The following is a 21199-nucleotide window of genomic DNA, read 5'->3' as shown; positions in this document are numbered from 1 at the left end:
GAGGCCCGGAGCCACTAGCGTGGCAGCATGACCGACAGCACCGCCGATCTACAGCGCGCCGCGGCTCTCTCGCAGACTGCCGATCCCCTCGCCCCAGGCTGGATCCGCGCGCGGCCGAGCCGTCAGGATTTCAGGAACGATATCTGGGTCGCCGTGCTCCTCGCTGCGGGAACCGCGCTCAGCGTCACCCTCAGCCGCATGGCCGACATCTATGCCGACTCGCCGACCTGGCTGGTAATCCTGTGGGTTGCCGCCATCGCGCTCCCCCTCGCCGTTCGGCGCCGCTGGCCCGAGATCACCGCGCTCGTCATCGCAGTGGTGTTCAGCGGCGGCGCGATGCTCGGCGTCACCGATCTGCTCTTTTCAAGCATCTGCCTGTACATGGCCATTTACACGGTCGGAGCGTGGGCGCCGAACCGCACGCGCGCCATCTGGGTGCGGGCAGTCATCATCGCGGGGATGTTCATCTGGCTGTTCTGGTCGCTCATCGTGGCCGCCAACCAGATGACAGCGATGCCCGATCTGTCGCGCGAGGGACTTATCTCTCCGTATGCGGCATTCGGCCTGCTCCAGGTGCTCATCAACCTGATTTATTTCAGCGCCGCCTACTACTTTGGCAATGCTGCCTGGCGATCGGCCCGCCAATCGGCAGCATTGGAGGCACGCACCCAGGAGCTCGCCGACGAGCGTTTGCGCAGTGCAGCACAAGCCGTCTCGCTCGAACGGATCCGCATCGCCAGGGAACTGCACGATGTCGTGGCGCACCACGTCTCGCTCATGGGGGTACAGGCCGGCGCTGCCAGACGCATCCTGAATCGCGATCCCAACCAGGCGGCCGTCGCCCTCGAAGCGATCGAACGCAGCGCCCGCACTGCCGTCGAGGAGCTGCACACCATGCTCGGCACTCTGCGCTCCGACGACGAGCCGCACAACCGCGGCAACAGCACCCGCGGCATCGATCAGCTCAGCGAGCTTGCCAAGGAGTGCACGCTTGCCGGCGTTCCGGTGGCCGTCACCATCGTCGGTGAGCCCCGGGAGGTCCCCGGCACCGTCGGCCTCTGTGTGTACCGCATCGCGCAGGAAGCCCTGACAAACACCCGCAAGCACGCGGGGCACGGGGCAACCGCCGATCTCCGGTTGCGCTACGAGGCGAACGCCATCGAGCTCGAGGTGACGGATGACGGCATCGGCCCCGTCACTGGGATGGATCCGACCCCCGGATCGGGACTCGGCCAACGCGGCATGCGTGAGCGGGTGGCAGCCGTCGGCGGCCAGATCCAGCTGGGCGCCAAGCCCCGCGGCGGATACCTGGTTCGTGCGCGCTTTCCCACCGCCGCCGCCGCTGCTGTCGCTGTCGCTGCCGAGATCGACGGCGGCATCCCCCCAGCTCTCGGCGCATCAATGCTCCCAACACTGCCAACACTGCCAACACTCGAACCAACCGGAGACAAGTCATGACCCCCGCCGTAATCCGGGTGCTGCTCGTCGACGACCAGGCGCTGCTGCGCGCCGGATTCCGCACCATTCTGGAGTCGGAACCCGGCATCACCGTCGTTGGTGAGGCATCCGATGGGCAATCCGCCATCGATCAGGCCAGGCTGCTGAACCCCGATGTGATCTGCATGGACGTGCAGATGCCCGGCATGGATGGCCTCGAAGCGACCCAGGTGATCGTGGCAGACACCGACATCGCGGCCGCCGTGCTCGTGCTCACCACCTTCGACCGCGAGGACTACCTGTTCGAGGCGCTCAAGCACGGGGCGAGTGGTTTCATCCTGAAGAACTCAACACCCGAGGCGCTGATCGAGGCCGTTCAAGTACTGGCCGGAGGCAACGCCCTACTGGCACCGGATGTCACCCGTCGCGTGATCGAGAGATTCACCGGTTCGTTCGGACTGCCCGGAGTGCCCGGGCAGCCACTGACCGTAGACCCGCTGCCCGGGCAACGCGCGCCAGGGCGCCCGGCACAGCCTGATCCCCGCCCGCGCACCGCCCCAGAGTCACTGGATCAGCTGACCGACCGCGAGGCCGAAGTCCTGGCGCTCCTGGCACTCGGCCTGGCGAATTCCGAGATCGCCGGCCGCTTGTACCTTGGCGAGGCGACTGTGAAGACCCATGTCTCGAAGGTGCTGATGAAGTTGGGGCTGCGCGATCGCATCCAGGCCGTGGTGTTCGCTTACGAGCACGGACTCGTGGTGCCAGGTCTCGCACAGTCTTGACGTGTGCCGCCCACGCCGATACCTTATCGACAATCGTTATTATCGATAATCGTTGGAGGACGCCGTGAATTTCACCGCTGGCAAGCTGGCAACCCCACCGACACCCCCGACAGGTCTCCGCCGCTCGGAACGCATCGCTCTCAGCTTTCTCGCCGCGGTGACCGCAGTGTTCGGCATCCTGGTGCTCGTCAGCGCAATCACCCAGGCAATCTCCCTCGCATTCGACCCACACACGCAGATGTCACTCAGCACGAACGCGCAGGTACCGAGTGGTGCGGCCACGGGTACGGCTTCGCTCGTGCAGGGCACTTTTTCCACAGCCACTGTCACCCTCGCTGGCATCTCGGCCGCGGCCCGCGCGTTCCTGAGCGGCGGAACACTCGTCAACGGCCTGATGCTGGCCACCCTGGCCGCCGCCTTTACCTACCTGTGCGTCGGGTTGATTCGCGGCCGACCGTTCTCCCGACACGCAACCTGGCTGCTCGCCACTGCCAGCACCACCTTGGTTCTCGGTGGAGTGATCACCCTCGGCCTGAGCAGCATCGGTCAGTTCATGGTTGCCGGTGAACTCAATGCCGACCCGAGCAACACCATCTTTCCGATGGCATCCACGGTCTCGCTCATGCCCATCTTCGCGGGCATCGCGTTGGGGGCAATCGCCGCAGCCTTCGAATTCGGCCAACGCCTGCAGCGCGATACCGAAGGCCTGGTCTAGTGGGCGTGCACTGCCGACTCGACGAGCTACTTGCCGCACGCGGGATGACACTCAGAGAGCTCAGCGAACGGGTCGGCGTGAGCATCGTCAACCTGTCCGTGCTGAAGAACGATCGTGCCCGCGCCATCCGCTTTTCGACCCTCGTCGCCATCTGCGATGCGCTCGACTGTGAAATCGGCGAGCTGCTCGTGCGCAACCCACGGAAGTGAACGCGGCAGGTCAAAATCCCGGGCAGAATTGACCCATGACCATCCCCCTCTCCGGCACTCAGTTCGAGCTCACCAGCGGTGAATACACCGCCACCATTGCCAGTGTCGGCGCTACGCTCCGCACCCTGCAGCACAACGGCCGCGACCTCGTCGTACTATTCGACGCCGACGAGATGCGCCCGGCATTCCGTGGCGCCACCCTGGCACCGTGGCCGAACCGGGTCATCGATGGCCGCTACACCTTCGAGGGCAACGAATACCAGCTTCCCCTCACCGAGCCCGGCCGCGGCCACGCCCTGCACGGACTCGTCGCCTGGCACGACTTCATCGCGCTCGACGAGGCCGAAGACCGCGTGATGCTTGCCACCACCGTCGACGCCCAGGACGGCTACCCGTTCCGCGTGCAGGTGCGCGTGGAATTTTTGCTCGACAGCAACGGACTGCACACCACGGTCGCCGCTCGCAACACCGGCAACGCGGCCGCACCATACGGCACCGGCCCGCACCCCTACCTCGTCGCGGGCGAAGGCACAGTCGACGACTGGACCCTCCTGCTCCCCGCCGAGCAGGTGCTCACCGTCACCGAAGACCGCCTGATTCCGACCGGGCTGGCGGATGTCGCCACCGAAGCAGACGGATCCTTCGACTTCCGCACACCCCGCATCATCGGCGACTTGTTCATCGACCACGCCTTCACCGGCCTGGCCAGGGATGAGAGCCGCACGGCAGAGGTGCGCCTCACCGCGCCATCCGGCACCGGCGTCGTCATGCGCTGGGACTCGTCATGCCCATGGGTTCAGGTGCACACCGCCGACCAGCCGATTCCGGCGAACAGCCGCCGCGGACTGGCCGTCGAACCGATGACCTGCCCGCCAGGAGCCTTCAACTCGGGCGAAGACCTGATCGTGCTGCAGCCGGGCGAGGTCACCTTCGCCGAGTGGAGCATCGCCGCCATCTAGCGGAACGCATCCGCCACCCGGATGAGCCTCCCGCTCACCCGCACGGCGGATGTGCACGCGGAGCCCTTTCTCGTACCGTGGGGAATACGGTCACAGAAAGGGCTCCCATGCTCGAAATCAGGAACGTCACCAAACACTACGGCTCGCGCCGAGTGCTCTCCGATGTGAGCTTCACCGTCGGCAACGGCCGGATGACGGGCTTCGTCGGTGGCAACGGTGCAGGCAAGACGACGACGATGCGCATCATCCTCGGCGTGCTCGAATCCGATTCGGGAACCGTCCTGCTCGACGGCCAGACCCTCACCGCGAGTGACCGCCGCCGCTTCGGCTACATGCCTGAAGAGCGCGGGCTCTACCCGAAGATGAAGCTGGCCGAACAGCTCATCTATCTGGCCAGGCTGCACGGCCTCCCGACCGTCGACGCGAAGCGCAACACCGCCGATCTGCTCGAGAGACTCGGCCTCGGCGAGCGCACCGAAGACACTGTCGAATCGCTCTCGCTCGGAAACCAGCAGCGCGCCCAGATCGCCGCAGCGCTGGTGCACGACCCGGAGTTCCTCGTGCTCGACGAACCGTTCTCTGGCCTGGACCCGATGGCGGTCGAGGTTGTCCTGAACGTACTCAAGTCGTATGCGGCCGAGGGCGCCCCCGTGCTCTTCTCATCGCATCAGCTCGACATCGTCGAACGCCTCTGCGACGACCTGGTCATTATCGCCGGCGGCGAGATTCGCGCCAACGGCCCGCGCGATGCGCTCCGCGATGAGTTCAGCAGTCCGCTCTACGAGATCCACACAGGCGGAGATGCCGGCTGGATCCGCGACGTTCCCGGCGTGACCGTCACCGAGTTCGACGGCGGCTTTGCCGTGTTCGCAGCCGAAACGGATGTCGCCAGCCAGCAGGTCCTGCACGAGGCATCCGCTCGCGGAACCGTGCACTCTTTCGGTCAGCAGCGGCCGACCCTCGCCACTATCTTCAAGGAGATCGTCAAGTGAACACCGTCACTCCGGCCAGCCAGTCGTCCGCCTCGGCATCCGTCACCCCGCAGTCGGGTCCGCGCATTCCGCGCACACCCCATGCCGCACCGACGTTCTGGCAGAGCGTCTGGCTGGTCGCCACCCGCGAGATCGTGGCCAGGCTCCGCAGCAAGGCGTTCCTCATCTCGACCGGCATCCTGCTGGCGGTTTCTCTCGGCTCGGTGATCGTCGGCGGCCTCGTCGGGGCGAACGCCACCCTGCCCAAGGTCGCCGTCGTCGGCACCGCGAGCCAGGTCGTCGAGAAGGCCACCGGGTTGGACGCCGTTCCGACCGACAGCGTCGAAGCCGCAGAGGCTCTGGTGCGTGACGGCACTGTATCGGCTGCCATCGTTCCGGCACCGGTGAGCCCGGCGTCGCCGCTGGGCATCGAAGTGATCGCGCTCGACTCACCACCGACAGACGTCATCAATGCACTCAGTGTGTACCCGGAGGTGACCCTGCTCGACCCATCGCCGGCAAACGGCATGCTTGCCTACCTCGTCGCCCTCGGCTTCGGGCTTGTCTTCTTCATGTCTGCCCTCACCTTCGGCACCACCATCGCGCAAAGCGTCGTTGAAGAGAAGCAGACCCGTGTCGTCGAGATTCTGATGTCGACGATTCCGGTGCGAGCCCTGATGGCGGGCAAGGTGCTCGGCAACAGCATTCTGGCCTTCGGGCAGATCGTCCTGATCGGGGTGCTCGTCTCGGCTGGCATGGCGGTGACCGGACAACGGGTGCTCCTGGGCGACCTCGGTCCGTCGATCGTGTGGTTCGCCGTGTTCTTCGCGTTCGGGTTCGTACTGCTTGCTTCGCTCTATGCCGCCACGGCATCAATGGTGTCTCGCCAGGAGGATGTGGGCACTGTCACCTCGCCCGTCATGATCCTGGTGATGCTGCCGTACCTGCTTGTGCTGTTCTTCTACGACAATTCGACGGTGCTGACGATCATGTCGTACATCCCGTTCTCCGCCCCGGTCGGGATGCCCATGCGTATCTTCCTTGGCACCGCCGAATGGTGGGAGCCCCTGCTGTCACTGGTGATCCTGCTTGTCACAACGCTGCTGGTGATCGTCCTGGGCGCTCGTGTCTACTCCAACTCGCTGCTGCGGATGGGCGCGCGCGTCACGCTGAAGGAGGCACTGCGCGGCTAGAGCGTCGCCTGCCGCAGCTTTCATGCAGCCCACGCACAGAATCGATGCGTCGAAGTGCGGGAGGATAGGGGGGTGACCGAAGAACTCCATGACCTCGACTCCCGCGGCTTCGCCTCCGACAACTACTCGGGTATCCACCCCGAGATCCTGGAAGCCATTTCCGTCGCCAACGGCGCACACCAAATTGCCTACGGAGAAGACGTTTACACGTCGAGACTGCAGGATGTCTTCGCGCACCACTTCGGTGAAGGCATCGAGGCCTTCCCTGTCTTCAACGGCACCGGTGCAAACGTGCTCAGCCTGCAGTCGATGCTGCCTCGCTGGGGTGCCGTCATCTGCGCGGCAACGGCACACATCAACACCGATGAGGGCGGTGCGCCCGAGCGCATCGGCGGCCTGAAGCTGCTGCCGATTGCCACACCCGATGGCAAGCTCACCCCCGAACTCATTGACCAGGAAGCCTGGGGCTGGGGCGACGAGCACCGCGCACAGCCACTGGCCGTCTCGATCACGCAGACCACAGAGCTCGGCACCGCGTACACCGCTGAAGAAGTCCGCGCCATCGCCGATCACGTACACAAGCTCGGCATGAAACTGCACATGGACGGCGCCCGCATCTCCAACGCCGCCGCCAGCCTGGGCCAGCCGCTCCGCGCATTCACCCGCGATGCAGGTGTAGACGTACTGAGCTTCGGCGGAACCAAGAACGGCATGATGCTCGGCGAGTGCGTCGTCGTGCTGAACCCAGAGGCCGCGACAGGACTCAGTTTCCTGCGCAAACTCAACATGCAGCTCTCATCCAAGATGCGCTTCATCTCTGCGCAGTTCATCGCCCTGCTCGGCGGCGACCTGTGGCTGCGCAACGCCAGCCACGCCAACGCGATGGCTGCCCGCCTGCGCACCGCGCTCGAAGACGGTATCCGTGACGGCGAAATCACCGGGGTCACATTCACGCAGGCCACCCAGTCCAACGCAATCTTCGTCATCCTGCCTGCTGGTGTCGCCGATCGCCTGCGCACCCACTTTCGGTTTTACGATTGGAATCCGGCCACAGGCGAAGTGCGCTGGATGTGCGGCTTCGACACCACAGAAGACGACATCGATTCCTTCATCGCCGCGCTGAAGCAGGAGCTTTCTGTGTAATGAATGCCTTCGAGAGCAAGCCATGGATCGCCTCGTACGCCACCGGTGTTCCCGCGACCATTGATCCGCCGACCGAGACGCTCGTCGACATGATCGACGCATCGATCAAGCGTTTCGGCTCAGCAATCGCCCTCGAGTTCTTTGGGGCGACAACGTCATATCGCGATCTCGGTGAAGAGATCGCGCGCGCGGCCAATGGGCTGCGCAAGCACGGCGTGAAAGCTGGAGACCGCGTTGCCCTCGTGCTGCCCAACTGCCAGCAGCACATCGTCGCGTTCTACGCGGTGCTGCGTCTCGGCGCAATTGTCGTCGAGCACAATCCGCTCTACACCGAGCGCGAGCTGCGTCACCAGTTCGAAGACCACGGCGCTCGCGTCGCCATCGTCTGGGACAAGGTCTACTCGACGGTCACCGATTTTCCGTCAGACCTCGGCATCAGCACCGTTATCGCCGTCGATGTGACCAAGCGGATGCCGTTCACCACGCGCGTCGCCCTGAAGCTGCCGATCAAAAAGGCGAAAGAGTCCCTCCACGCACTCACCAGCGGCCCGCTCCCCCACGGTGCCCTCACCTGGGAATCGCTGCTGGAAAACCGGCGGCTGAAACGGTCGCACCCGCGCCCCCGCATCCACGACACCGCCGTTCTGCAGTACACCAGCGGCACCACGGGATCTCCGAAGGGTGCAATCCTCAGCCACTTCAACCTGCGTGCCAATGCGCTCCAGGGCCAGGCCTGGGTTCAGGGTCTGCGCCCCGGCCAGGAAGTCTTCTACGCGGTTCTGCCCATGTTCCACGCCTACGGGCTCACGCTGTGCCTCACCTTCGCCATGAGTCTCGGGGCCAGGCTGGTGCTGTTCCCGAAGTTCGATCCCGCTCTGGTGCTCACCGCAGTTAAGCGCACGCCACCGACATTCCTGCCCGCAGTTCCGCCGATCTACGAACGTCTGGTTCGTGCCGCGGCGAAGCGCAACGTCAACCTGTCGAGCATCCGTTTCGCTATCTCGGGCGCCATGAATCTACCTCCGGCGACAGTCGAACACTGGGAAGCCGCGACAGGTGGTTTGCTGGTCGAGGGCTATGGCATGACTGAGACGTCACCGGTCGCCGCCGGCAATCCAATGGGCCCGACTCGCCGAACAGGTACCGTCGGTGTGCCGTTCCCCAGCACCGAGATCAGGGTTGTCGATCCCGACAATCCCACCGTCGACCGCGACATCAACGAAGAGGGCGAGCTGCTCATTCGCGGGCCCCAGGTTTTCTCCGGCTATTGGAACAGGCCGACAGAAACCGCTGAAGTACTGCTGGCCGACGGCTGGCTGCGCACCGGAGACATCGTTCGGGTGTCGGAGGACGGCTTCATCACCATCGTCGACCGGATGAAAGAACTCATCATCACCGGTGGCTTCAACGTGGCACCGACTGAGGTTGAAGAAGCACTGCTCGCGCACCCCGACATCAAGGATGCGGCAGTCGTCGGACTTCCCGCGGCCGGTGGTGGCGAAAACGTCACGGCTGCCGTGGTGCTGCGGCCGGGAGCAATCCTCGACGTCGACGCGTTGCGGGACTACTGCCGGTCACGCCTGTCTGCATACAAAGTGCCCAAGCAGATCATCGAAGTGCAGGATCTCCCTCGTTCGCTGATCGGCAAGGTGCTGCGTCGCCAGGTTCGGGATCAGCTGAAGAACATCTGATACCTGCCCGCGGCTGTGAAGTCGCTCAGGTAGATACGTGCATTGGCATGGAATAGCGCCACGGGACCAGGTGTTGAGAGTGAGCAGGGTCAGCGTTGCCCCGCTTTTGTCCGCCGCATTGAAAGAAGCAACCATTGACTCTCATCACTGACACGATAAGTCGCGCCGCAATCACCGACTCACCCCTCCTCGCCACCCTGGCCGAGCGCTGGAGCCCGCGCGCATACGACGCGGATGCCGTCATCGCAGACGACACGCTGACCACCATCCTCGAGGCCGCTCGCTGGGCCCCGTCTGCCAGCAACTCGCAGCCGGCTCGCTACATCGTTGCCCGCCGCGGCACCGAGAGCTTCACCAAGATCCACGACGCACTCATCGGCTTCAACCAGACCTGGGCAGACTCAGCCTCTGTGCTGATCGCGAATGTCGTCGACACTACTGAGAACACCAACCCATGGTCGGTCTACGATGTGGGCCAGGCAGTCGCTCACCTCAGCATCCAGGCGCAGCACGACGGCATCCACACCCACCAGATGGGCGGATTCGACGCTGCAGCACTCGCGCAGGCATTCGGCCTGACCGAGACTCAGACCGTGATCTCAGTGATCGCACTCGGAGTGCTCGGAAACATCGATGGCCTGAGCCCCGAGCTGCTCGCGCGCGAATCAGCTCCCCGCACCCGCAAGACGCTCGACGAGCTGCTGCTCGTCAACGACTAAGCACAACGAACGACCGGGCGCAGCTGCCCAACGCACGCAACAGGGCCGGGCCTTCTCACCTCACGGTGACGAAGACCCGGCCCTGTTGTGTTGTGCCGGCAGCGATGTACCCTGCCGGCCTCGTACATCCTTAGGCTGCGTTGCCGACGCGCACGACCATCTTGCCGATGTTGCCGCCGCGCATCAGGTCGAGGAATGCGTCGACCGTGTGGTCGAGGCCTTCGACGACCGTCTCATCGAAGACGATCTCGCCGTTCTGGAACCACCCGGTCATCTCGCGCATGAACTCGGGGAAGTGGTGCACGTATCCGGCCAGGGTGAAGCCCCTGAGCGTGAGTCCGCGGGTGATGATGTTCGCCATGTTGTCGGGACCAGGGGTGCGCTCGGTGGAGTTGTAGCTCACGATTGCACCGCAAAGCGCTGCGCGTCCGCCGTTGTTGAACGAGGCGAGCGCTGCTTCGAGGTGGTCGCCACCGACGTTGTCGAAGAACACATCGATGCCGTCGGGTGCGGCGGCGGCGAGCTGCTCGCGCACCGGAGCATCCTTGTAGTTGAAGGCTGCGTCATAGCCATACTTCTCGGTCAGGATCGCTACTTTCTCGGCCGATCCGGCAGAGCCGATGACGCGCGAGGCGCCCTTGAGCCTGGCGATCTGACCAGCAGCGCTGCCGACGGCTCCTGCGGCTCCCGAGATGAAGACCGAATCGCCCTCCTTGAGTGCGGCGATGTCAAGCAGCCCGACGTAAGCGGTGAGACCCGTCATGCCGAGGATCCCGAGGTAAGCGGACAGCGGCACGCCAGGGATCTCCTGAACGACGCGGAATCCGGCTGAAGCGTCCTCCTGGACGACGTCACGCCATCCGAAGTCGTGCACCACAACGTCACCGACGGCCAGCTTGTCGCTCGCCGATTCAACGACGCGTCCGACAGCACCACCGGTCATAGTGGCGTCGAGCGCGTAAGGCGGGGTGTAGCTCTTGACGTCGTTCATCCGGCCGCGCATGTATGGGTCGACAGAGACGAACTCGTTGACGACACGCACCTGGCCGGGGGCCAGTTCGCCGAGCTCGACGGTGACGGTGCGGAAGTCGTCGTGTGTCGGCCAGCCGACGGGGCGGGCAGCGAGCTGGATCTGGGTGCTGGTGGTGCTGGGTGTTGCTGAAGTCATGGGCGTAGAGCTTTCCTTGATTCGGTGGAACTGGTGATTCTGCGGAACTGGTGATTCTGCGGGGTCTCGACGATCTACATCGCAAGCCCGATCAGCAGGAAGATGATGCCCAGCGCTGGCGGAACGAGCTGCACGAGAGCCGGCCGCGCCTTGCTCGGTGACGAGATGATCAGCACAAGGCCAGCGAGCACCATCGAGCCGGCACCGGCGAGAATCAGGGCGGCGCCGGCTCCGGTCGTTCCTGCGGCGAACAACACGATGCCAATGGCAGTCACGATCGCGAGAAACAGGTTGTAAAAGCCCTGGTTGAAGGCCAGGGGCTTAGTCACATCCGCTTCGGCGTCGGTCTTGATGCCGAATGTCTTGCGGGCACGCGGCGTTGTCCAGAGCACCGACTCGAGAACGAAGATGTAGACGTGAATGAGAGCGGCCAAGCCAACAAAGATGAGTCCGAGGATTGTCATGGTCGCTCTTTCAGCTTCGCGGCCCGGAGGAACTGACGTTCCGTGCCCCCGTGGCCTGTTTCTGTATCGTTCGATCCAATATATACTGGATCGAACGATACGTAAACCATGAGGGGAAGAAAAATGGGCAGGACCCAGACATTTGACACCGCCGAGGCGATCCGTGCCGCGCGCGATGTCTTCTGGGACAAGGGCTTCGAAAGCACATCGCTTCCCGACCTCGAAGCAGCAACCGGCCTCAGTCGCTCCAGCCTGTACCACGCGTTCTCCAGCAAACGCGGCCTGTTTGACGCCGCAGTGCAGGATTACCTCGACGCGATAATTCGCCCCCGACTTCGCATCCTCATCACAGATCCGATCCCAGCGGATGCCGTCCAGCGTTACCTCGGTGGGCTCATGCAGGCCATCGAGACGCTGCCAGACGACTCCCCTCGCCTTGGCTGCCTGCTGGTGAACAGTGCGGGCTTTGCCTCGCATGACGAGGCGCTGCGCCTCGTCATCGACAGCTACCGAGCCGAGCTGGGCGACGCAATCGAACGGGCGCTCTCTCGTCGATTCACGGACGCGCCAGCCGAGACACTCGGGCAGCGAGCTCGACTTCTCACCTCTCTGTCGGTGAGCGCCCTGCTCGTCGCGCGCGTGAATCGAAGCGAGGCAGTTGCCATTCTGCGGAGCGCACTAGAACTCATCGACAGCTGGGAGTAGTGCCAGGCGCGCACAAAAAGACGGCAGCCCCCGAGGGGACTGCCGTCTTATTTGCTACAGCGCGCGTGACACGGGCTGGGCTACTGACCCAGCGTGACGCCACGGTCGGCCATGAAGGGCGCGGGGTCAATCCGGTCGCCGTTCACACGAACCTCGAAGTGCAGGTGCGGGCCGGTCGAGGCTCCGGTGCTACCGCGCAATGCGACGGTTTCACCAGCAGAGACGACCTGACCGACGCTGACGACGATTGCACTGCTGTGGGCATAGCCTGTCTGCACACCGTTGCCGTGGTCGATGAGTACCCAGTTGCCATAGGTGCCCAAAACGCCGGCGGCGACGACAGTGCCAGAAGCTACGGCCTGGATCGGGGTACCAGACGGTCCGGCGAGGTCAATTCCGTAATGGAAGGCCCCGACTCCGGGCACTGGCTTATTGGCCCTGGGGCCATACGGAGAACTGATGTTTCCGGTGACGGGCAGTACCCATTCAGGAGCGGGCGCAGGAGCAGGCTCTGGAGCAGGCGCTTCGACTGCGGCAACCGCGGGAACAGCCGCGGCCAGTTCGCCCACTGAATAGCTGTCACGCTCGATAGATGCAGTGACGGCCGAGGCATCAATGGTGACGGTCTGCGACGCTCGCTCGATGGTGGTGTCCAGCGCCTTTTCCTGCGTCTGCTCTGTCGATGATTCGACGGCCATCGCAGGCGTTGAGGTGGATACAGCCATCAGGCCGACGGAGAGGACTGCTGACATGCCCAGAATCCGACCGGTCCGACCGGCGCGGGTAGGGGTGTCGACTGCTGCTTCAGAGGTTGTGCTGTTCTTGCTGTCGTTGATCTTGTTGAAAGGGTTACGCACAGGCACTCCCTTCGACTCGAGGTGTAACGGGCATGTTGGCGTGGAGCATTACAAATCCAATATCTCGCCTATGTGGCGTCGTCGAGGGTCGGAATCCTCACGCACAGGGAAAGAATTCCGGAGCACGCGGGGGACGCACTCACAAGCAAATCATTTGGACCGAATACCGGCGCCGCATGTTGCAGTTATGCAATTACTGTACGTACCGGTTCTGAGAGAGTGCTCGAAGCTGAGTCCGATTCACCTGTATGTTTATGAATGGAAGCTCCTGAGCAACCCTCATATCCGTGACTTGCTATCACCACATAACGCGCCTGAGCGGGGATAATATTCCCAACTCAGGCGCGCTATTTCTCACACCGTAGTAAATAAAATTAGTTTTACGGGCGCAGCATGACCTTGACTGCACGACGTTCGTCCATCGCAGCGTACGCTTCAGCCACCTCACTCAGTGGAAGCAAGAGGTCGAAAACACGACCGGGATTGATCTCACCGGAGAGCACCTCTGGCATTAGCTCCTCGATGTAGCCGCGCACGGGCGCGACTCCACCGTTCACGCCTACGTTGCGGTTGAACAGTGGGCGAATCGGCAGCTCGGGGCCCCCATTCGGTACGCCGACATAACCGACCATGCCGCCTGGCCTGGCCGAACGGATCGCCTGGTCCATCGATTCCTTAGTGCCGACGCACTCCAGCACATAGTCAGCGCCAATGCCGTCAAAGAGTTCCTGTACGCGGGCGACGCCTTCGTCTCCGCGTTCAACGATGATGTCTGTCGCGCCAAATTCCTTCGCGATCTCCTGGCGATCCGCGTGGCGCGACATCGCCACGATGCGGGAGGCTCCCAATCGCTTGCTGGCGAGGATCGCGCAGAGCCCGACGGCTCCGTCACCGACCACGACAACCGTGCTGCCCGGCTTGACACCCGCAGAGACCGCGGCGTGATGCCCGGTTCCCATCACATCGGCCAGGCTCAAGAGGCCGGGGATCTGATCTTCGTCCGGCATCCCAGGGGTGGCGACGAGAGTGCCGTCAGCGAGCGGCACGCGTACCCGCTCGCCCTGTCCGCCATCAGCAAATCCGCCGAGGCGGTCGGGTGAACCCCACCAGCCGCCATTCAGGCAGGACGTACTGACACCGTTTCTGCAGTTAATGCAGGTGTTGTCGCAGTTGTAGAACGGCGCGATGACGAAGTCGCCGACGGCCACGTTCGTGACGTCGTCGCCAATCTCCTCGACGATGCCGACGAACTCGTGACCAATACGGTGAGGTTCGGTGACCGGCGCGATTCCGCGGTACGCCCAGAGGTCTGAACCACACACGCAAGCCGCGACGACTCGAACAATCGCGTCACCGCCACTGGACAACACCGGGTCGGCGACTTCTTCGAGTCGGACATCTCGTTCACCGTAAATCACTGTTGCACGCATGAAAATAGCCTATGCCTCTTGGCGCGAGTCGCGGCATCGGCCGGTCGTCCCTGGCCAGTCGTAATCCCACGATCGGCGCGGCGGACGCCATGGAGTGCCTCCTGCACGGGAACAGGGGCAGGATGTGACCATGAGCGACTGGCAGAGCATCGCAGCGGACCGCCCCCTCGTCCTCGTGGTGATGGGCGTATCCGGCTGTGGAAAATCGACCGTTGCTGCCCTGCTTGCCGGCCGGTTGCACTGGGAGTTCGAGGAGGGTGACTCGTTACACCCACCGGCAAACGTCAAGAAGATGGCCGCGGGGCATCCACTCACGGATGCCGACCGGATGCCATGGCTCGAGAAGGTCGCCGACTGGATCGATGATCGCCACGCCGCCGGCGAGAACGGTGTGATCACCTGCTCAGCCCTCAAGCGCTCGTACCGCGAGCTACTCAACCGCCGGCATGCCGGCGTGATCTTCGTATATCTCTCCGGCAGCCGCGACCTGATCGCCAGCCGGATGGCTGCCAGGCAGGGCCACTTCATGCCGACTGCACTTCTCGACAGCCAGTTCGCCGCCCTCGAAGAGCCCGCACCGGATGAACCAGCGGTCAGCATCGAAATCGGGCGCAAGCCGAAGGCGATCGCCCAAGCGATCATCGCCGAGCTGCATCTCACCGATGTGCCGACTATCCCCATGCGAGCCGTGAAACAGCACGACTGACCAGATTGGAGAAGGCGATGGACGTTCTGGATCGCGCAGTGACGGCGCTCAGCTGGATCGGAGCGCACAGCGCAACGGACCCCGTCGACGAACCGTGGAACGCTCACGACACCCAGGTGTTGATCGTGGCTGCGGTGGGCATCGCGATCGTGGTCGTGCTCATCGTGTGGGCAAAGTTCCACGCCTTTCTCGCCCTGACGATCGGCGCCCTGTTCGTGGGCATCGGCTCTGGCATCCCGCTCGACAAGGTGACTGCATCGTACGAGCTGGGGGTTGGCGGCGTGCTCGGCTACGTCGGGGTGCTGATCGCGCTCGGCGCCATGCTGGGCAAGCTGCTGGCCGATTCGGGTGGCGCCGACATCGTGGTGCGCACGATCCTGAAGGGCCGCCCAGCCACACTGCCATGGAAGATGGCGTTGATCGCCGGAATCATCGGCATTCCGATGTTCTTTGAGATCGGGCTTGTGCTCCTGATTCCCATCGTCATGCTGGCTGTCCGTCGCACAAATTCGCCCGCGATGCGGCTCGGCATTCCGGCTCTGGCTGGCCTGTCTGTTTTGCACGGCTTCGTGCCGCCCCACCCAGGACCGCTGGCTGCGATTGGGATCCTGGGCGCCAACGTCGGGTTCACGCTCGCGATCGGGCTCGTCATCGCGATCCCGACGGTGATCGTTGCCGGGCCGCTCTTCGGTCGTCTCGCCGCCCGCTGGGTTCCCGTCGGCGCCGGTGGCGCCGCACTGGCTGTGACCGAGTCAAGCGCGGATGCCGATGCTGACAAGGGGATAGAGCACACCGGCGCATCGCAGGACCCAACGGCCACGAGAACCCCCAGCTTCGCCTGGACGATGACCACGATCCTGCTGCCCCTTGTGCTCATGCTCTTGAAAGCGGCCGCCGACATCTGGCTTCCGAAGGACACCCCGGCGCGCATCATCCTCGACTTCCTCGGCGACCCCGTCGTGGCGCTGCTGCTGGCCGTACTGCTGGCCATGGTGACGTTCGGCACGACCGTGGGCTTCTCGGCATCCGTTCTCGCGACCAAGATCGGTCAGAGCCTGCTGCCGATCGTGGGCGTCGTCTTCATCGTTGGCGCCGGCGGCGGGTTCAAACAGGTTCTGATTGACGGCGGCACCGGAACGGCCATCGCCAAGATCGCCCTGGCTGCCAGCCTCTCTGCGTTGATGCTCGGCTGGATGGTGGCCGTGCTCATCCGGCTGGCGACCGGCTCTGCCACCGTTGCAACCGTGACTGCGGCGGGCATCGTCGCGCCGCTGTCCGCTGGGCTTCCCCCCGGACAGCTCTCCCTGGTCGTGCTGGCCATCGGCGCGGGGTCGCTGTTCTTCTCGCATGTGAATGACGCGGGGTTCTGGCTGGTAAAGGAGTACTTCGGACTCACCGTCGGCCAGACCATCAAGACCTGGTCTGTGATGGAGACCATCATCTCGGTGATGGGACTCGGGTTCACGCTGCTGTTCTCACTCTTCCTTTAGCTGCCGGGCCTGTCCGCATCTGAATCCGGTAGCTCCGGTGACTCCGGTGGCGACCCGGGCCCTGGCGAAGAGCCGGCACCGCTGACACCTGTCACGGTGTCGATGCCAGGCCGCTCCGCGACCACGGGGAACGTGCCGGTGTGTCCTTCACGCAGCTGAGCCGCCGCCAGGATGCGCGGTTTGGCGAAATGCCACCCGATCAGCAACGCCGGGATCACCACAATGAGTGAGGCGACGGTGAAAGTGCCGACCGGATAGTCGAACGCCATCAGCACCAGCACGAACAGCAAGAAGCCGAGCGTGACGTACGAGCTGAACGGCGCAAGCGGCATCCGAAAGTCCGGCCGTTTAAGCCGGCCCGCCTGCGCCCAGCGTTGCAGCTTCATTTGGCAGAGCACGATGGTCGCCCAGCTCGAGAGGATGCCGAGCGCCGCGATGTTCAGTACGATCTCGAACGCCTGCGCCGGCACTATCGCGTTGAGGCCGACACCGAGTAGTGCGATGCCGGCGGTGAGCAGGATTCCGCCGTATGGCACGCCGCTCGAGTTCATCCTGGCAGTGAAGCGGGGTGCCGCCCCATTGACTGACATCGAGCGCAGGATGCGACCGGTTGAGTACAGGCCCGCGTTGAGGCTCGACATGGCCGCCGTCACGACGACAAAGTTCATCACGGACCCGGCTATGGCTGCCGTCTCCGGGGAGCCGATGTGCGAGAAGAACGTGACGAACGGACTCTCGCCCGCCGCGTATTCCGTATACGGCAGCAGTAGGGACAGCAGCAGAATCGAACCGACGTAAAAGACTGCGATCCGTATGATGACCGTGTTGATCGCCCTCGGCATCACCTTGCGCGGGTTCTGTGTCTCGCCGGCCGCCGTACCGACCAGCTCGATGGCCGCGTAGGCGAACACCACACCCTGCAGCACGATGACCACCGGCAGCAGCCCCTGCGGCAGGATCCCGCCGTTATCGGCAAGCATCGTGATGCCGGTCGGGCCGACATCCGTTGGAAAGCCCATTGAAAGAAAGACGATGCCGACGATGAGGAAGACCACCAGCGCTGTCACCTTGATGATCGCAAACCAAAACTCCATCTCGCCGAACACCTTGACTGACACGAGGTTCAGCCCGAGCACAACGGCCAGTGCGATGAGCGCGAGCACCCACTGCGGTATGGAGGTGAAGGCCGACCAGTAGTGCACATAGAGCGCGACAGCCGTCACGTCGACGATTGACGTCATCGCCCAGTTGAGGAAATACATCCAGCCGGCGATGAATGCCGCCTTCTCACCCAGAAACTCTCGCGCATACGAGACGAATGAACCGGATGACGGCCGGTGCAGCACCAGCTCACCGAGCGCCCGGAGGATGAGGTATGCGAAGAATCCGCAGAGTGCGTAGCTGAACACCAGGCCGGGGCCGGCGATCGCCAGCCGCCCACCCGCTCCGAGGAAAAGGCCAGTGCCGATGGCGCCACCGATAGCGATCATCTGCAACTGTCGGGGCTTCAACGCTGCGTGGTATCCGGCCTGCTCGGACGAGAAGTCCTGTACCGCCATGATCTCGTCACCGAGACGCTCCAGCGGAGTTTCAATTGCTTCGACGGGGTCGTGTGCGTCGGGTTGCGGCAGGCGAAGTTCAGAGCTGGTGTCGTCTGGTTCCTGCTGATCTGGACGGTTCTGCTCGGCCATGGCGCCCTCCGATGTTCAGCCCCGTGACGGCGGCCCCGCTTCAGTCCGGTCTCGGCAATACGTTCGCCACACTACGCCCGGCCTGATGGGGGCGAACAGAGGGGACAGCGGTCGGAGCAACGCCGGGGCAGCACCCGGGCAGCGGCCGACGTGGATGAAGCGGATGGCGGTCAGCGATCGCTCACTGCGGGACGGGAGCCGCGGGCACCGGGCTCGCAGGCGCCTGAATCTCACCGTCGATTTCTACGAGCAGCTCCATTTCGGACAAGTCGATATCCGGTGCGTCTGGGGCGATTTGGTCGGGAGCCGGCGACCCGGCCGCGTACCTGAGTGTTTGCGTCAGGGTCGTCGTGAGTCCGTCGGGGGCATCGTGCGTCTCACGCTTCGTCTTCATACACGCGGTGCGTGGCCAGGCGGCCCGGATCGCGTTACCTGCGGCGTCCTCGAGCCAGAGTTCAGGCACAAACTCCATGTCTGCCGTGCAGGGACGAAGTCAGCTGGGATTCGCCCGCTTTCAGGGGCTGTGGGGAGGGTGTCTGGGGGAGGGATGCCTGTCTGCCCAGGCTCCGGTGTCGCGGACTGTAGTAATCCCCACGATTCGAACTGGTTGGAGGCTTGGCAGTCGACACCATCGACGACCACGGCATCGGGGACGGGGCGCTCTGCCGCTGCCGTGCCCGTAGCCGTAGCCGTCGTAACGGATCGGATGGAGTGCGTGATGCCCACGGTAGCGAGCCGAGATATCTTCCGGATAATGATCCGCGGGATGCGTGGCGGCCCTGTGGATGCCATTCCGCGGAGTTGCCGGGGCACTGACGGGAGCTGTATCCGAACTACGTTCTGGAGATGCTGGTGCTGCTTGCCGTGGCGCGATGTTGTCCGCCGGGCCGCCAGGTTCGGGTGGGGTCCAGCCAGGGTGGTGCCTTCACCTGGGGTGCACCGTTGACCATTCTGAGTTTCCAACCGGATGTCTCAATGCTGTGGTGGTGATACCAACACAGGAGCACTCCATTGCTGATGTCTGTCTTCTGGTTGATAGCCCATGGGATCACGTGGTGGCCTTCGGTCCAGGCGGGTGGGGCGGTGCAGCCCGGGATGACGCATCCTCCGTCGCGGGCGGCCATCGCCCGGCGTTGCCTCCGGTTGAAGAACCGTTCCTCGTGGCCAAGCTCCAGGACCTCGTTGTTCCCGCCGAGCACGATCTCCTGAAAACCACCGGCGCAGATCATCTGCTTCACCGTGCGCATCGAGACCGGCGCTTCGACGCCATCAATCCAGCCGACACCGTGGTCGTCGGCGAGATCGCGGGCATTCACGTGCACCATGACCGTCGGGGCAGAACCACCCATGGTCGGCGTTTTCGGGTCGCGGGCTGCGTGGTCGAACACTGCGCGGAAGATATCGGCGCGCTTCTCGTTCGTCGTCCTGTCATCGAACGGGATCGGGTCGTCCGGGAGTTCACCGGCATCGATGCGGGCCTGCCGCGCGGCCTGTGCCGCTTGTTCGACGGCTTGTTCGGCCGCCGACGGGAACGCCGGGCCGCTGTTGACCGGACCGGTGATGCCGGAGGAATCGGGGAAGGCGGAGTCGGAGTTAGTGCCGAAGTCGGAGTCCCGGTCGGTGGCGGTAGTGGCGGTTGCGGTGGTTGCGGTGGTTGCGGTGGTGGCGGCGGTGGCGGCGTCTCGTGCGGCCGCGCCATCGGGATCAGCCAGATGAGCGTCGGGCAGGAGGCCACCGTTACCCGGAGTCTCCGTGTGCGCGGACAGATACGTGTCGGTAATGCCGTCCATGATGCCGCGCAGCTCGGGCGTCACGCCTCCCCGCAGCGGGTAGAGGCCGTTGCGGAATGGGCCGAAGCCGATGTTGCTGCGTGCCTCATAAATATCCTCGTTGGGGGCGGCACCATCCGGGTCGAGACGGGCCGCCCACACGGTCACCTGCCCGCGAATCGAGTCCGCATCGAACGGGAACCCGGCGTTGGGCATGCCCTCGGTCGACTCCGACTCGAGGCCCGTCGCCGCCGCAACCAACGCTTCCTCGGCGACCTCGAGCAGGTCGGGGTTCACCCGGGCACGGAGCTCGGAGAGTCCGGTTACGATGGCCTCCGCGGCATCGATGCCCAGATCGCCACCAGCCAGGGCGGCAGCGACCGCGGGGAACAGGGGCGGCTGGATCTGGGTGAGTTCGTGGCGGGGCAGCACATGCTTGCCGAGCTTCAACCGGTGCGCCACCTCGCGCCCGGACACACGGGTCACCACGGTGATGAGTTCACTGCCGTTGTGACAGCCACGCTGACGCGCCAGGGAATCCTTACCCAGCCACTTCGCGGAGCGACGCTCCACCGTGGTCGCTGTCGAAACACGGGCCGTATCGGCCAGACGGCCGAGGGCTTCAACCGAACCCAGCGCCCTGATCGAGTCGTCATCGCCGAGACGGTCGAAATCGATGCGCGCCAGGGCTGCGGCACACTGCCGACGGGCGTGATCGAGCGCATCCAGAGGCGAGAGCTCGGCTACGGCAACAGAATCGGGAGCGACGAGAGAACCTGCAGTGCCCGCAGTGCCCGAAGTGCGGGCGGGATTCGCGGTGGCTGCAGAGCCTAGGATGCCTGCGGAATTTGGGGCGCCTGCAGAGTCTGGAGCGACGAGAGTCATGAGGCCACCACAAGCTTTCCGACCACCGCAGGGGCTGTCGGAGACGAGGAAGCGATGGAGAAGGTCATATCACAATCATTCCAGTTTCGAAAGTATGTTCGAGCTGAGATGGTGAATTGTGGATAACTCGTCGGTCCGACGCCCTGTGGAGGACTCCCTGTGGAGGACTCCCCGTAAAGGACTCCCCGTAAAGGACTCCCCGTAAAGGACTCGCC

20 protein-coding genes are annotated in these 21199 nt (G+C 64.1%); 13 read left to right on the top strand and 7 right to left on the bottom strand.

Features of this window, described 5'->3' with window-relative positions; all coding sequences use genetic code 11:
- Positions 1-27: 27 nt before the first annotated feature.
- The 10 genes from ACMT3I_RS12165 to ACMT3I_RS12120 all read left to right on the top strand — a co-directional run bounded on the left by ACMT3I_RS12165 (position 28) and on the right by ACMT3I_RS12120 (position 9819).
- Positions 28-1458, top strand: a complete 1431-nt coding sequence (locus ACMT3I_RS12165; RefSeq protein ID WP_414804749.1) for a sensor histidine kinase — start codon at positions 28-30, stop codon at positions 1456-1458.
- Positions 1455-2219 carry a response regulator gene (locus ACMT3I_RS12160; protein WP_414804748.1) on the top strand — a complete coding sequence of 255 codons (765 nt, stop codon included), beginning with the start codon at positions 1455-1457 and terminating at the stop codon, positions 2217-2219. Before ACMT3I_RS12165 ends, ACMT3I_RS12160 begins: the two co-directional genes overlap by 4 nt.
- A gap of 64 nt (positions 2220-2283) precedes the next feature.
- Positions 2284-2934 carry a hypothetical protein gene (locus tag ACMT3I_RS12155; RefSeq protein WP_414804747.1) on the top strand — a complete coding sequence of 217 codons (651 nt, stop codon included), beginning with the start codon at positions 2284-2286 and terminating at the stop codon, positions 2932-2934.
- Positions 2892-3143: a helix-turn-helix domain-containing protein gene (locus ACMT3I_RS12150; protein WP_414804834.1), complete on the top strand. Its 252-nt coding sequence runs from the start codon at positions 2892-2894 to the stop codon at positions 3141-3143. The genes ACMT3I_RS12155 and ACMT3I_RS12150 overlap by 43 nt, the downstream gene beginning before the upstream one ends.
- 35 nt (positions 3144-3178) lie before the next feature.
- Positions 3179-4102, top strand: coding sequence for an aldose 1-epimerase family protein (locus tag ACMT3I_RS12145; protein ID WP_414804746.1), 924 nt, complete (start codon positions 3179-3181; stop codon positions 4100-4102).
- A gap of 107 nt (positions 4103-4209) precedes the next feature.
- The gene (locus ACMT3I_RS12140) at positions 4210-5094 is read left to right on the top strand and encodes an ABC transporter ATP-binding protein (protein WP_414804745.1); all 885 of its coding nucleotides are present in this window, start codon (positions 4210-4212) and stop codon (positions 5092-5094) included.
- A 65-nt stretch (positions 5095-5159) separates the two neighbouring features.
- On the top strand, positions 5160-6266 hold the full coding sequence (locus ACMT3I_RS12135; protein ID WP_414804833.1) for an ABC transporter permease: 1107 nt from the start codon (positions 5160-5162) through the stop codon (positions 6264-6266).
- A gap of 72 nt (positions 6267-6338) precedes the next feature.
- Positions 6339-7409: a threonine aldolase family protein gene (locus ACMT3I_RS12130; protein ID WP_414804744.1), complete on the top strand. Its 1071-nt coding sequence runs from the start codon at positions 6339-6341 to the stop codon at positions 7407-7409.
- The gene (locus tag ACMT3I_RS12125; RefSeq protein ID WP_414804743.1) at positions 7409-9100 is read left to right on the top strand and encodes a long-chain-fatty-acid--CoA ligase; all 1692 of its coding nucleotides are present in this window, start codon (positions 7409-7411) and stop codon (positions 9098-9100) included. The genes ACMT3I_RS12130 and ACMT3I_RS12125 overlap by 1 nt, the downstream gene beginning before the upstream one ends.
- Before the next feature lie 134 nt (positions 9101-9234).
- Positions 9235-9819: a nitroreductase family protein gene (locus ACMT3I_RS12120; protein ID WP_414804742.1), complete on the top strand. Its 585-nt coding sequence runs from the start codon at positions 9235-9237 to the stop codon at positions 9817-9819.
- Positions 9820-9949: 130 nt separating this feature from the next.
- On the opposite strand, the gene ACMT3I_RS12115 is transcribed toward ACMT3I_RS12120, so the two are convergent.
- Both ACMT3I_RS12115 and ACMT3I_RS12110 read right to left on the bottom strand, forming a co-directional pair.
- A complete protein-coding gene (locus ACMT3I_RS12115; RefSeq protein WP_414804741.1) occupies positions 9950-10987 on the bottom strand; it encodes an NADP-dependent oxidoreductase in 1038 nt (345 codons plus the stop codon).
- A 74-nt stretch (positions 10988-11061) separates the two neighbouring features.
- Positions 11062-11451, bottom strand: coding sequence for a DUF1304 domain-containing protein (locus tag ACMT3I_RS12110; protein ID WP_414804740.1), 390 nt, complete (start codon positions 11449-11451; stop codon positions 11062-11064).
- Between the two features lie 123 nt (positions 11452-11574).
- On the opposite strand from ACMT3I_RS12110, the gene ACMT3I_RS12105 reads away from it, so the two are divergent.
- The gene (locus ACMT3I_RS12105) at positions 11575-12156 is read left to right on the top strand and encodes a TetR/AcrR family transcriptional regulator (RefSeq protein WP_414804739.1); all 582 of its coding nucleotides are present in this window, start codon (positions 11575-11577) and stop codon (positions 12154-12156) included.
- Between the two features lie 80 nt (positions 12157-12236).
- Here ACMT3I_RS12105 and ACMT3I_RS12100 read toward each other — a convergent pair whose 3' ends face one another.
- Complete coding sequence (locus ACMT3I_RS12100; protein ID WP_414804738.1) at positions 12237-13013, bottom strand: M23 family metallopeptidase; 777 nt, start codon at positions 13011-13013, stop codon at positions 12237-12239.
- 380 nt (positions 13014-13393) lie between these two features.
- Positions 13394-14443, bottom strand: coding sequence for a zinc-dependent alcohol dehydrogenase family protein (locus ACMT3I_RS12095; protein WP_414804737.1), 1050 nt, complete (start codon positions 14441-14443; stop codon positions 13394-13396).
- A gap of 130 nt (positions 14444-14573) precedes the next feature.
- Between ACMT3I_RS12095 and ACMT3I_RS12090 the strand changes: the two genes are divergently transcribed.
- Together ACMT3I_RS12090 and ACMT3I_RS12085 are read left to right on the top strand one after the other, a co-directional pair.
- Positions 14574-15149, top strand: a complete 576-nt coding sequence (locus tag ACMT3I_RS12090) for a gluconokinase (RefSeq protein WP_414804736.1) — start codon at positions 14574-14576, stop codon at positions 15147-15149.
- Positions 15150-15166: 17 nt separating this feature from the next.
- Positions 15167-16639 carry a gluconate:H+ symporter gene (locus tag ACMT3I_RS12085; RefSeq protein WP_414804735.1) on the top strand — a complete coding sequence of 491 codons (1473 nt, stop codon included), beginning with the start codon at positions 15167-15169 and terminating at the stop codon, positions 16637-16639.
- Here ACMT3I_RS12085 and ACMT3I_RS12080 read toward each other — a convergent pair.
- The 3 genes from ACMT3I_RS12080 to ACMT3I_RS12070 all read right to left on the bottom strand — a co-directional run bounded on the left by ACMT3I_RS12080 (position 16636) and on the right by ACMT3I_RS12070 (position 20984).
- On the bottom strand, positions 16636-18198 hold the full coding sequence (locus tag ACMT3I_RS12080; RefSeq protein ID WP_414804832.1) for an amino acid permease: 1563 nt from the start codon (positions 18196-18198) through the stop codon (positions 16636-16638). The genes ACMT3I_RS12085 and ACMT3I_RS12080 overlap by 4 nt on opposite strands.
- A gap of 313 nt (positions 18199-18511) precedes the next feature.
- Positions 18512-18793, bottom strand: coding sequence for a hypothetical protein (locus tag ACMT3I_RS12075; RefSeq protein WP_414804734.1), 282 nt, complete (start codon positions 18791-18793; stop codon positions 18512-18514).
- Between the two features lie 370 nt (positions 18794-19163).
- Positions 19164-20984 (bottom strand): DUF222 domain-containing protein, encoded by a 1821-nt coding sequence (locus ACMT3I_RS12070; RefSeq protein ID WP_414804733.1) that lies wholly within the window; start codon positions 20982-20984, stop codon positions 19164-19166.
- Positions 20985-21199 lie beyond the last annotated feature (215 nt).

Origin of the sequence: Leifsonia sp. A12D58, from assembly GCF_047530025.1 — a bacterium.
In the GTDB taxonomy this organism is placed as follows: Bacteria; Actinomycetota; Actinomycetes; order Actinomycetales; family Microbacteriaceae; genus Cryobacterium.
This window is presented reverse-complemented; position numbering and strand designations above follow the sequence as displayed.